This is a genomic window from Nevskiales bacterium (assembly GCA_035574475.1).
Classification (GTDB): domain Bacteria; phylum Pseudomonadota; class Gammaproteobacteria; order Nevskiales; family DATLYR01; genus DATLYR01.
In genome coordinates this window covers 25973-36837 of record DATLYR010000101.1, presented here as the reverse complement: position 1 = coordinate 36837, position 10865 = coordinate 25973, and the positions used below count along the sequence as shown (strand labels likewise).

The following is a 10865-nucleotide window of genomic DNA, read 5'->3' as shown; positions in this document are numbered from 1 at the left end:
CGCGCCGCCGCCCGCCGCGAACTGCACGAGGAGACCGGCATCGAGACTGATGCCGTCATCGACTGCGGCGAGGCACACCACTATCCCATCCTGCCGGAGTGGCGGCACCGCTACGCCCCGGGCGTGACGGAGAACCACGAGCGGGTGTTCCGCCTGGAGCTGGCCGAGCGAGTGCCGGTGCGCCTCAATCCCGCCGAGCACGACGACTACTGCTGGCTGCCGCGCCAGGCGGCGGCGGCGCGGGTGTGGTCGTGGACCAACCGCGCCGCCATCCTGCGCTGGGTGCCGACGGTCTGAGACGATCAGCCCAGCGCTGGCAGCGGGACTGGGGTTGCCGGATCGGCCGCGGGAGTGAGCGCAAGCCGCGCCAGGCTGTCGGGGCAGCGCCGGCGCAGGAGCTGCAGCACCGCTTCGGCGCTGCTCCCCGCCGCATCCTCCAGGCGTAGCGCGCTCACCTGGAGCCGGCCGTCGGCAGCGCCTGCCAGCGTCACGGCGCAATGACGGGCCAGCCCTGCGGCCACCACGCCGCGCGCCAGCGCGGCCGCCAGCCGCTCCAGCCGTAAGCGCAGCGGATCGCAGACGGCCACGGCGGCCGGGACCGGGTGCAGCAGGTGGATCTCGCGCGGCTGCCAAGGGGCGACCAGCACCGGGTCGATGACCTCGGCCAGCAGCGCCGCCAGCAGCCCCCGGTCGCGCAGGCGGCGGGCGCCCGGGCTGCGCAGCGCCACCGCTTCCACCCGCTGTGCCACCCCGTCCCGGTAGCGCATGCAGACCTGGACGCACAGCCCGGCGAGGCCGTGGCGTGCCGCCACCGCCTGGCTGCGCTGGATCAAGCGCTGCGCCAGGACCTGGGGCAGCGGCCGCCCGTCCGCAGTATCGGCGCTGGCCGCGCCGTGGCCGTACACCGGCCAGGCACGTGCCGCGTCGAGCGGCGACAGCTGCAGCAGCGCGCGCGCCGCGGCCGGCGCCCCCAATACCTCGATCAGGGCCTGGCGCAGGCACTCGTGCAGCACGCCTTCGGATATGCCCGGCAGCCGGTGCTCGATACGCAGGGCGGGGCCTGCGGCGGCGGGTGACAGGGTACAGCGCAGGCGCGCCTGGGAGCTCGAGGGCGGCAGCAGGCTGTGGAGTGTCTCGGCAAGGCGGGTGCACTGGCCCGCCGGGTGATCCGCCGCGACGGCCGCGGCGGAATGGAGTACGATCCTGGGCATGGTTCTCGTTTCCGGCTCCCGGCTCCACGGCGTGGGCTGTCCGGGGAGCAGGGCAGGCAGCCGACGCTTTAGCAGCATTTGTGGATCGCCCTGCAAGTTGTCGCTTAACTCGGCGATGCGCCCGTGGCGGCGGGCGCAAGCGGCAAGTTAGGGCAGAGCCGGCGCAGCCGTCAAGAGTGGCGGCGGATAGGGGTTGGCATGGCGCGGACCGGGCCCGCTCGCAGCCGCAGACAAGAACGGCACGGTCGGGGGCAAGACCAGCGCCGCCGCTGCCGCTAAGCTATGCCCTTCACGGTCCAGACCAAGCGGTGGAGGCGAGCGATGCGAGAGATCAGTTGGGACGAGTTTGAACGGGTGGAGCTCAGGGTGGGTACGGTGGTGGAGGTACAGGCGTTTCCCGAGGCGCGTAAGCCCGCCTACAAGGTGTGGGTGGATTTCGGGCCGGAGCTCGGGGTGAAGAAGACCAGCGCCCAGATCACCCGCCACTACCGGCCCGAGGACCTGCTTGGCCGGCAGGTGGTGGGCGTGGTCAACTTCCCGGTGAAGCAGGTCGGGCCGTTCCGCTCCGAGTTCCTGCTCACCGGCTTCCACGATGCGGAAGGGGCGGTGGTCATCGCCACCCCGGAGCGGCCGGTGCCCAACGGCGCCAAGCTCTGCTGATCCCGGTCGGGGATCCGCCAAGCTTTCAGGCGTCGTTGTTGCCGTAAACGATTTGCTGGCGGCGCTTGGCGAAATCGAGCAGGCGCTGGATCGGGCGCACCGCGCGTGCGGCGATGACCGGATCAACGTGGATCTCGTTGGCCCCGCTCTCCAGGACCCGGGCCAGCTTGCGCAGACCGTTCATGGCCATCCACGGGCAGTGGGCGCAGGAGACACAGGTGGCGCCCTTGCCCATGGTGGGGGCCTCGATCAGGAGCTTGTCCGGCGCCGCCTCGCGCATCTTGTGGAAGATGCCGTTGTCGGTGGCGACGATGAACGTGTGCGCCGACAGCTCCTTGACCGCCTTGATCAGGCCGGTGGTCGAGCCGACCACGTCGGCCAGGGCTACCACCTCGGCCGGCGATTCGGGGTGGACCAGCACCTTGGCGTCGGGATGCTCCTCCAGCAGCCGCTTGATGCCGTCGGCCTTAAATGCCTCGTGCACCACGCAGGCGCCGTCCCACAGCAGTATGTCGGCGCCGGTCTCGCGCTGCACCCAGGCGCCCAGGTGGCGGTCCGGGGCCCAGATGATCTTCTCGCCGCGGGCGTGCAGGTAACGCACCAGATCGAGGGCGATGCCGCTGGTCGCCATCCAGTCGGCGCGCGCCTTCACCGCCGCCGAGGTGTTGGCGTAGACCACCACGGTGTGGTCGGGATGCGCGTCGCAGAAGGCGCCGAACTCGTCGGCCGGACAGCCCAGGTCGAGCGAGCAGTCGGCCTCCAGATCCGGCATCAGCACGCGCTTCTCCGGGTTGAGGATCTTGGCGGTCTCGCCCATGAAGCGCACGCCGGCCACCACCAGGGTGGAGGACTTGCACTCGGTGCCGAAGCGGGCCATGTCCAGCGAATCGGAGACGTAGCCGCCGGTGGCATCGGCCAGCTCCTGCAGTTCCGGGGCGGTGTAGTAGTGGGCCACCAGGGTGGCGTCCTGCTCCTTCAGCAGGCGCTTGATGCGAGCGGTCAGCTCCGCCTTCTCGTCGGGCTCCAGGTACTCGACGACGGTGGGCGGTACCTGGGCGGCGGAGAGGCGGTGGGAGACGGTGTCGATGGTTGCGCTCATGGCGTTTCTCCGGCGGCCGGGCGCGGCCGCTTCATTTGATGATCTCGACGGTGCCGGGCTGGCGGGCGCGGTACAGCCGGGCCGGGCGATGGTTACCCTCGCGCAGCACCGCGCCGGTGTCCTCCAGGCAATCCAGGGCCAGCATGCGCTTGCGGAAGTTGCGCTTGTCCAGCGGCTCGCCGAGGATGGTCTCGTATACCGACTGCAGGGCGCTGAGGGTGAAGCGCTCCGGCAGAAACTGCAGGGCGATGGTCGAATAGGCCAGCTTGGCACGCAGCCGCTCGCAGGCCAGGGCGACGATGGCGGCGTGGTCCAGCCACAGGGCAGGCAGGGCCTGCGCCGGATGCCAGGCCAGCGCCGCGTCCCGCTCCACCGCCGCCAGAGTAGTGGTGGCCAACGGCGTCAGGGCGTAATAGGCCACGGCGATACTGCGCTGCCGCGGATCGCGCGTCGGGCAGCCGAAGGTGTAGAGCTGCTCCAGATAGACCCCGCGCACCCCAGTCTGACGCTCCAGATGGCGCAGCGCCGAGTGCTCCAGATCCTCGTCCGCCGCCACCGCGCCGCCGGGCAGCCGCCAGCGCGGCGCCGGCGCCGCGGCATCGGGCAGCCGCACCAGCAGCACCTCCAGCCGATCGGCGTGGATGCTGAACAGCACGACGTCGGTGGTGACGGTGAGGGAGGTGGCGGGGGTGGGCATGGCCTCGAACGACTTAGTGTAAAGTTGACACCGAATATTGGTGTAAACATGACACTATGTCAATGGAAAAATCCGCGCTGGGGCATTTGCGTGATCGGCCGCGAGCTTGGGCGTCCCGCCGGGGCGGTGGTAATCTAGAGCGTTCTTTGAGTATCAGCTTGACGAGGACTGCATGGCCGGACACAGCAAATGGGCCAACATCCAGCACCGCAAGAACGCCCAGGACGCCAAGCGCGCCAAGATCTTTACCCGTCTGATCCGCGAGATCACCGTCGCCGCCCGCATGGGCGGGGGCTCGGATCCGGCCGCCAACCCGCGCCTGCGGCTGGCCATGGACAAGGCGCTCGCCGCCAACATGTCCAAGGACACCATCGAGCGCGCCATCAAGCGCGGCGCCGGTGAACTGGAGGACGTCAACTACGAGGAGGTGCGCTACGAGGGCTACGGTCCCGGCGGCGTGGCGGTGATGGTCGACTGCATGACCGACAACCGCAATCGCACCGTAGGCGAGGTGCGCCATGCCTTCAGCAAATGCGGCGGCAACCTCGGCACCAGCGGCTCGGTGGCCTTCCAGTTCAGCGAGACCGGGGTGATCAGCTACCCGGCCGGCAGCGACGAGGATCGCATCATGGAGGTGGCGCTGGAGGCCGGTGCCGACGACGTGGTCAGCAACGACGACGGTTCCATCGACGTGCTCACCGGTCCCGACGCCTTCCAGGCGGTGAAGGCGGCAATGGAGGCCGCGGGGCTCGCCCCCGAAGCGGCCGAAGTGACCATGCGCGCCAGCAACACCGTCAAGCTGGGCCTGGAGGATGCACAGAAAATGGTCAAGCTGCTGGATATGCTGGAGGACCTGGACGATACCCAGAACGTCTATTCCAACGCTGACATTCCCCAGGACATCCTGGAGAAGCTCTGAGTTGACCCGCATCCTCGGCATCGACCCGGGCTCGCGTGTGACCGGCTACGGCATCGTCGATCTGCTCGGCGGCGAGTGCCGCTACGTCGACAGCGGCTGCATCCGCGCCCCCGAAGGGCGGCCTCTGGGCGAGCGCCTCAAAGCCATCTTCGAGGGCGTGGACATGCTGGTGGCCACCTACCGCCCCGCCGCCCTGGCGGTGGAGCAGGTCTTCCTCTATCGCAACGCCGACTCCGCCCTCAAACTCGGTCAGGCGCGCGGCGTGGCCATCTGCGCCGCGGCCCTGGCCGGGTTGGCGGTGGCCGAATACATGCCGAGCGTGGTCAAGCAGGCCGTGGTGGGTAGCGGCCGCGCCAGCAAGGAACAGGTCCAGCACATGGTGAGCGCATTGCTGAAACTCCCCGGCCGGCCCCAGGCCGATGCCGCCGACGCCCTGGCCGTCGCCCTGTGCCACGGCCACACCCTGCGCACCCAGAGCCGCCTCGGCGCCGGGGGGCGGCGATGATCGGCCGGCTGCGCGGCAGGCTTGCCGCCAAACAGCCGCCCTATCTGCTCATCGATGTGGGCGGCGTGGCCTACGAGGTGGAAGCGCCGCTGTCGACCTTCTACGGCCTGCCCGAGGTGGGCGCCGAGGTCACCCTGCACACCCACCTCGCCGTGCGCGAGGACGCCCATTCCCTGTACGGCTTCAGCAGCCTGGCCGAGCGTGCCCTGTTCCGCAGCCTGATCCGCGTTTCCGGTATCGGCGCCAAGCTGGCCCTGCTGATCCTGTCGGGGATGAATGTCGATGCCTTCACCCGCTGCGTGCAAGAGGGCGATAGCGGCGCGCTCACCCGGCTGCCCGGCATCGGCAAGAAGACCGCCGAGCGCCTGATTGTGGAGATGCGTGACCGCATCGGCGCGCTGGAGCTGGGGCCGGAGTTCGTGCCATCCGGCGAGCGCCCGGCGGCGGTTGCAGCGCCGGCCAGCGCCACCGAGGATGCCGTCGCCGCTTTGGTGGCGCTGGGCTACAAGCCGCCCGACGCCAGCCGCATGGTGCGCGCCGTAGACAGCGACGGCCTGCCCAGCGAGGAGATCATCCGCCGCGCGCTGCAGGCCGTGGTGCGCAGCAAATGACCGAGCACGGTGACCGCCGATGATCGAATCCGACCGCCTGATCTCGCCGCGCCAGACCACCGAGGATGCCGCCCTCGACCGCGCCATCCGCCCCAAGCGCCTGGCCGACTACACCGGGCAGCAGGCGCTGCGCGAGCAGCTCGAGATCTTCATCGGCGCCGCCCGCGCCCGCAGCGAGGCCCTGGACCACGTGCTGCTGTTCGGCCCGCCGGGGCTGGGCAAGACCACCCTGGCCCACATCATCGCCGCCGAGATGGGGGTGAGCCTGCGCCAAACCTCGGGACCGGTGCTGGAGCGGCCAGGCGACCTGGCTGCGCTGCTCACCAACCTGGAGCCGCGCGACGTGCTGTTCGTCGACGAGATCCACCGCCTCAGCCCGATGGTGGAGGAGGTGCTGTACCCGGCCATGGAGGACTACCAGCTCGACATCATGATCGGCGAGGGGCCGGCGGCACGCTCCATCAAGCTCGATCTGCCGCCCTTCACCCTGGTCGGGGCGACCACCCGGGCCGGTCTGCTGACCTCGCCGCTCAGGGACCGCTTCGGCATCGTCCACCGCCTGGAGTTCTACACCACCGAGGAGCTGACCCAGATCGTCGGCCGCTCGGCCCGCTTGCTGGGGGTGGAAATCGAGGCCGAGGGTGCGCGCGAAATCGGCCGCCGCTCGCGCGGCACGCCCAGAATCGCCAACCGCCTGCTGCGACGCGTGCGCGACTATGCCCAGGTCAGAGCCGACGGCGTCATCACCCGCGAGGTGGCGCGCCAGGCGCTTGCCATGCTCAAGGTCGACGACTGCGGCTTCGATGAGATGGACCGGCGGCTGCTGCGGTTGCTCATCGACAAGTTCGACGGCGGCCCGGTGGGGCTGGATACCCTGGCAGCAGCGCTCGGTGAGGAGCGCGGCACCATCGAGGATGTGCTGGAGCCGTTCCTGATCCAGCAGGGCTTCATCATGCGCACGCCGCGCGGCCGCGTGGCCACCGGCGAGGCCTATCGCCACTTCGGCCTGGGCGGCGGCGCGGCCAGTGGCGATTTGTTCGCCGATGCCTGATGCGGTCGGTTCCGGGCAGGGACGTAGCCCATCGGTTCGGATAAACTATGGCCTCGCTGCCCCGGCCCAAGGGCAGGTGTTCATGCCGCGTTCAGCCGGCGCGTGATCAGGTTGCCGTGAAAGAGTTCGTCTGGCCGCTGCGGGTGTACTACGAAGATACCGACAGCGGTGGCGTGGTGTATTACGCCAATTATTTAAAATTCCTGGAGCGGGCGCGCACCGAGTGGCTGCGCGCCCGAGGTTTGCAGCAGGACGTCCTGGCCCGTGAGCTGGGCGTGCTGTTCATGGTGCGTTCCGTGGAACTGGATTACCGGCGCCCGGCCCGGCTCGACGACTGGCTGGAGGTCAGGAGCCGGGTGGCGGAGGTGCGCCCCGCCAGCCTGGGCTTTGTTCAGGCGGTGTGGCGGCCTGGCGGCCCTGGCGAGCTGCTCTGCAGCGGACGGGTCAGGGTAGCCTGCGTCGATGCCGCGACCCTGCGGCCCAGATCCATTCCCGAGCTTGTGTTGACGGAGATCGTCAGTGGCCAATGAAATGTCGTTCGCCCATCTGATCCTGGGCGCCAGTCCGGTGGTGCAGGCCATCATGCTGCTGTTGCTGCTGATGTCGGTCGCTTCCTGGACGGTCATCTTCAAGAAGCGCATGAGCCTGAACCAGGCGCGCGCGGCGGCGGACAGCTTCGAGGACGATTTCTGGTCGGGTATCGACCTGGCCTCGCTGTACAACCGCATCGGCCGCCGCGAGCAGGAAGCGAGCGGCATGGAGGCCATCTTCCTGGCCGGCTTTCAGGAGTTCCTGCGCCTGCGCAACCAGCCCATGGCCGACCCGGAAATGGTGGTGGGCAGCGCCCAGCGCGCCATGCGGGCGGCGCTGAACCGCGAGGTCGAAGAGCTGGAGATGCACCTGCAGATGCTCGCCACCACCGGCTCGGTCAGCCCTTACTTCGGTCTGTTCGGTACGGTGTGGGGCGTGATGAACTCGTTCCGCGCCTTGGGCGGGGTGAAGCAGGTGACCCTGGCCCAGGTGGCGCCGGGCATCGCCGAGGCGCTGATCGCCACCGCCATTGGCCTGTTCGCCGCCATCCCGGCGGTCATGGCCTACAACCGCTACGTCACCGATGTGGAGCGGCTGCTCAACCGTTACGAGACCTTCATGGACGAGTTCTCCAATATCCTGCAGCGCCAGTTCTACAGCCTGCGCAACGCCGGCCGCATGCAGGCGGTGCCGCAGCCGCAGCACTGAGCGGAGGGCAGGGACATGGCACGGCGCTCCTCGCGCAGCAGGCTCAAGGCGGAGATGAACATCGTCCCCTATATCGACGTGATGTTCGTCCTGCTCATCATCTTCATGGTCACCGCCTCTATGATCAATCAGGGCGTGGAAGTGGAACTGCCCCAGGAGGAGGTGGGCGATGTGCAGCCCCAGGCCGACGCCGATCTCATCATCCTCACGGTGAGGAGCGAGGGCTATTTCCTCAACATCGCTGACGAGCCCGACAAGCCTCAGGGCGAGCCCGATATCGTCGCCCGCGCTCAGGCGCAACTGACCCGCAATCCCCAGACTCCGGTGCTGGTGCGCGGCGACAAGGGCGTCGAATACGGCAAGGTGGCCCATGCCATGGCCCTGCTCAAGCAGGCCGGCGCGCCCAAGGTGGGGCTGGCCATCGAGCTGCCGGAGGGCTGACCGGGCATGGCCAAGCCGAGCAACGGCCGCAAGCTGTACCAGAACTCCCTGGCCACGGTGCTGGCGGTGCTGCTGCATGTGGCCATCGTCGTGGTGCTGCTGTTGAACTTCAAGAGCCTGACCGGCGCCAGCACCCCGCCGGGCCCGTCCCAGGAGATCGTCCAGGCCCAGGTGGTGGACCAGACGCGACTCGATCAGGAGCTGGCCAAGCTCGAAGCTGCCGAGCAGCGCAAGAGGCAGGACGAGGAAGAGCGCCAGCGGCGCGCCCGCGAGGCCGAGGACAAGCGCAAGCGCGAGGAGCAGCGTCTGGCCGAGCTGGAACGCAAGCAGGCCGAGGCCGAACGGCAGCGCAAGGCCGAACAGCAGCGCCTGGCCGAGCTGGAGAAGCAGCAGCAGGAGGCCGAGCGCCAGCGCCAGGCGGAGCAGGCCAAGGCCGAGGAGGCCAGGCGCGAAGCCGAGGCCGCCGAAGCCAAGCGCAAGGCTGCTGAGCAGAAGCGTCAGGAGGAGGAACGTAAGGCCGCCGAAGCCAAGCAGAAGGCCGCCGAGGAAGCCCGGCGCCGCGCCGAGGAGGAGAAGAAGAAGGCCGAGGCCGAGGCCAAGCGCAAGGCGGAGGAAGAAGCCAGGCAGAAAGCTGCTGCCGAGGAGGCCAAGAAGAAGGCCGAGGCGGAAGCCAAGGCCAAGGCGGAGGCCGAGGCCAAGCGCAAGGCCGAGGCCGAGGCCAGGAAGAAGGCCGAGGCGGAAGCCAAGGCCGAGGAAGAGGCGCGCAAGAAGGCCGAAGCCGAAGCGGCCAGGAAGGAGCTGGCGGAGAAGCTGGCCCAGGAGGCCGCGGCCCGCGCCAAGGCCGAGGCACAAGCCGCCCTGGACCGTTATGGGCCCCTGATCCAGCGCAAGATCTACGACAGCTGGCTGGTACCGCCCGGTGAGGCCTTCCAGAACCTGTCCTGTGATCTGCGCATCCGCATTGCGGCCAACGGCGAGGTGTTGGGTGTCAGCGTGACGCGCAGCAGCGGCAATCCTGTGTTCGACACCTCGGCGGTCAACGCGGTGAAGCGCGCCTCGCCTCTGCCCATGCCGCCCGATCCCAATGCGCGCGCGAGCCTCGCCGAGCAAGGACTCAATGTGACATTCAAGCCGGAGGCATAATGTACAAGCTATTGCAGCGTCTGGTTCTGTTTGGCTCCCTGACCTGGCTGGGAGCCGCCAACGCCCAGCTCAACATCCAGATCACCAAGGGTGCCGAGGGCGCGCTGCCCATCGCCATCGTACCCTTCGCCGGCACCGCACCGCAGGACATCGCCGGCATCGTCGCTGCCGACCTGCAGCGCAGCGGCCGTTTCCGCGTACCCTCGCCGCAGTCCTACGGCGACCGCCCGAGCGAGCTGGCCGAACTCAACACCGCCACCTTCCGCGCCCTGCCGGTGGACTACGTCACCGTCGGCCGGGTCACCCCCAGCGGCGCCGGCTACAGTGTGCAGTTCCAGCTGGCCGACGCCTTCCAGGGGCAGCAGCAGTTGGGCTTTACCTTCAACGTCGCGCCCCAGGAACTGCGCCGCGTGGCCCACAAGATCGCCGATCTGATCTACGAGAAGCTCACCGGCGAACCCGGCGCCTTCGATACCCGCATCGCCTATATCACCGTCGCCGGCGGTACCTACAGCCTGGTGGTGGCCGATGCCGACGGCTTCAATCCGCACGTGGTGCTGCGCTCCACCGAGCCGCTGATGTCGCCGGCCTGGTCACCGGACGGCAACCGTCTGGCCTATGTCTCCTTCGAGGGCAAGCGCGCCCAGATCGTGGTGCAAGACGTCTTCAGCGGCGCCCGCCAGGTAATCTCCTCCACCCCTGGCATCAACGGTGCCCCCTCCTGGTCGCCGGATGGCAGCCGCCTGGCCTTCACGCTGTCCAAGGACGGCAACCCCGAGATCTACGTAGCCTCCGCCGGCGGCGGCGGGGTGACCCGACTGACCGACAATCCGGCCATCGACACCGAGCCGGCCTGGTCCGCCGACGGGCGCTCCATCTACTTCCTCTCCGATCGCGGTGGCGGTCCGCAGATCTACCGCATGTCGGCCGGCGGTGGCGGCGCCGAGCGCGTCACCTATGAGGGTGACTACAACGCCAGCCCGGCGCTGTCGCCCGACGGTCAGTATCTGGCCTTCGTGCACCGCTCCGGCGGTTTTCGCATCGCCGTGATGGATCTGCGCACCCGCCAGACCCGGGTGCTGACCTCGGGCGGTCTGGACGAGTCGCCCAGCTTCGCCCCCAATGGCCGTATGATCATCTACGCCAACGGCCGCGGCGGGCTGGCGGCGATCTCGGTCGACGGCCGGGTGCAGCAGAGCCTGGCGGCGCCGGGCAGCGAGGTGCGCGAGCCGGCCTGGTCCCCTTCCTTGCGCTAAACCTGTTCTTCTCAACCGATTCACAGAAGGAAC

Annotated in this window: 14 protein-coding genes; 11 read left to right on the top strand and 3 right to left on the bottom strand. The window is 69.0% G+C overall.

What is annotated here, in order from left to right; translation table 11 throughout:
• A partial coding sequence (gene nudB, locus VNJ47_06030) for a dihydroneopterin triphosphate diphosphatase (GenBank protein ID HXG28390.1) occupies positions 1–297 on the top strand: 297 nt, incomplete at its 5' end.
• Positions 298–302: 5 nt separating this feature from the next.
• Here nudB and VNJ47_06025 read toward each other — a convergent pair.
• Positions 303–1211, bottom strand: a complete 909-nt coding sequence (locus tag VNJ47_06025) for a hypothetical protein (GenBank protein ID HXG28389.1) — start codon at positions 1209–1211, stop codon at positions 303–305.
• A gap of 321 nt (positions 1212–1532) precedes the next feature.
• Here VNJ47_06025 and VNJ47_06020 point away from each other — a divergent pair, with 321 nt between their 5' ends.
• Positions 1533–1871: a tRNA-binding protein gene (locus VNJ47_06020; GenBank protein ID HXG28388.1), complete on the top strand. Its 339-nt coding sequence runs from the start codon at positions 1533–1535 to the stop codon at positions 1869–1871.
• Between the two features lie 25 nt (positions 1872–1896).
• Here the strand turns inward: VNJ47_06020 and nadA are convergent, their stop codons facing one another.
• Both nadA and VNJ47_06010 read right to left on the bottom strand, forming a co-directional pair.
• The gene (nadA, locus tag VNJ47_06015) at positions 1897–2970 is read right to left on the bottom strand and encodes a quinolinate synthase NadA (GenBank protein HXG28387.1); all 1074 of its coding nucleotides are present in this window, start codon (positions 2968–2970) and stop codon (positions 1897–1899) included.
• 31 nt (positions 2971–3001) lie between these two features.
• A complete protein-coding gene (locus VNJ47_06010; GenBank protein HXG28386.1) occupies positions 3002–3667 on the bottom strand; it encodes an NUDIX domain-containing protein in 666 nt (221 codons plus the stop codon).
• A gap of 172 nt (positions 3668–3839) precedes the next feature.
• Here VNJ47_06010 and VNJ47_06005 point away from each other — a divergent pair, with 172 nt between their 5' ends.
• The 9 genes from VNJ47_06005 to tolB all read left to right on the top strand — a co-directional run bounded on the left by VNJ47_06005 (position 3840) and on the right by tolB (position 10832).
• Entirely contained in the window at positions 3840–4586 is a 747-nt protein-coding gene (locus tag VNJ47_06005; GenBank protein HXG28385.1) for a YebC/PmpR family DNA-binding transcriptional regulator, read from the top strand.
• A 1-nt stretch (position 4587) separates the two neighbouring features.
• Entirely contained in the window at positions 4588–5091 is a 504-nt protein-coding gene (gene ruvC, locus VNJ47_06000; GenBank protein HXG28384.1) for a crossover junction endodeoxyribonuclease RuvC, read from the top strand.
• The gene (gene ruvA / locus VNJ47_05995; protein ID HXG28383.1) at positions 5088–5702 is read left to right on the top strand and encodes a Holliday junction branch migration protein RuvA; all 615 of its coding nucleotides are present in this window, start codon (positions 5088–5090) and stop codon (positions 5700–5702) included. Before ruvC ends, ruvA begins: the two co-directional genes overlap by 4 nt.
• Before the next feature lie 19 nt (positions 5703–5721).
• Positions 5722–6753 carry a Holliday junction branch migration DNA helicase RuvB gene (gene ruvB / locus VNJ47_05990; GenBank protein ID HXG28382.1) on the top strand — a complete coding sequence of 344 codons (1032 nt, stop codon included), beginning with the start codon at positions 5722–5724 and terminating at the stop codon, positions 6751–6753.
• A 116-nt stretch (positions 6754–6869) separates the two neighbouring features.
• Positions 6870–7283, top strand: coding sequence for a tol-pal system-associated acyl-CoA thioesterase (gene ybgC, locus VNJ47_05985; protein HXG28381.1), 414 nt, complete (start codon positions 6870–6872; stop codon positions 7281–7283).
• Between the two features lies 1 nt (position 7284).
• Positions 7285–7992, top strand: a complete 708-nt coding sequence (gene tolQ / locus VNJ47_05980; GenBank protein HXG28380.1) for a protein TolQ — start codon at positions 7285–7287, stop codon at positions 7990–7992.
• Between the two features lie 15 nt (positions 7993–8007).
• Complete coding sequence (locus VNJ47_05975; GenBank protein ID HXG28379.1) at positions 8008–8433, top strand: ExbD/TolR family protein; 426 nt, start codon at positions 8008–8010, stop codon at positions 8431–8433.
• 6 nt (positions 8434–8439) lie between these two features.
• Entirely contained in the window at positions 8440–9576 is a 1137-nt protein-coding gene (gene tolA / locus VNJ47_05970) for a cell envelope integrity protein TolA (protein HXG28378.1), read from the top strand.
• On the top strand, positions 9576–10832 hold the full coding sequence (gene tolB / locus VNJ47_05965) for a Tol-Pal system beta propeller repeat protein TolB (GenBank protein ID HXG28377.1): 1257 nt from the start codon (positions 9576–9578) through the stop codon (positions 10830–10832). The genes tolA and tolB overlap by 1 nt, the downstream gene beginning before the upstream one ends.
• The last annotated feature ends 33 nt before the right edge of the window (positions 10833–10865 follow it).

Bases quoted from the DNA above. Each gene is read 5' to 3' on its own strand.
- tolQ (HXG28380.1), top strand. From the start codon at position 7,285: ATGTCGTTCGCCCATCTGATCCTGGGCGCCAGTCCGGTGGTGCAGGCC.
- ruvA (HXG28383.1), top strand. From the start codon at position 5,088: ATGATCGGCCGGCTGCGCGGCAGGCTTGCCGCCAAACAGCCGCCCTAT.
- VNJ47_06020 (HXG28388.1), top strand. From the start codon at position 1,533: ATGCGAGAGATCAGTTGGGACGAGTTTGAACGGGTGGAGCTCAGGGTG.
- VNJ47_06025 (HXG28389.1), bottom strand. From the start codon at position 1,211: ATGCCCAGGATCGTACTCCATTCCGCCGCGGCCGTCGCGGCGGATCAC.
- VNJ47_05975 (HXG28379.1), top strand. From the start codon at position 8,008: ATGGCACGGCGCTCCTCGCGCAGCAGGCTCAAGGCGGAGATGAACATC.
- ruvB (HXG28382.1), top strand. From the start codon at position 5,722: ATGATCGAATCCGACCGCCTGATCTCGCCGCGCCAGACCACCGAGGAT.
- tolB (HXG28377.1), top strand. From the start codon at position 9,576: ATGTACAAGCTATTGCAGCGTCTGGTTCTGTTTGGCTCCCTGACCTGG.
- nadA (HXG28387.1), bottom strand. From the start codon at position 2,970: ATGAGCGCAACCATCGACACCGTCTCCCACCGCCTCTCCGCCGCCCAG.
- VNJ47_06005 (HXG28385.1), top strand. From the start codon at position 3,840: ATGGCCGGACACAGCAAATGGGCCAACATCCAGCACCGCAAGAACGCC.
- VNJ47_06010 (HXG28386.1), bottom strand. From the start codon at position 3,667: ATGCCCACCCCCGCCACCTCCCTCACCGTCACCACCGACGTCGTGCTG.
- tolA (HXG28378.1), top strand. From the start codon at position 8,440: ATGGCCAAGCCGAGCAACGGCCGCAAGCTGTACCAGAACTCCCTGGCC.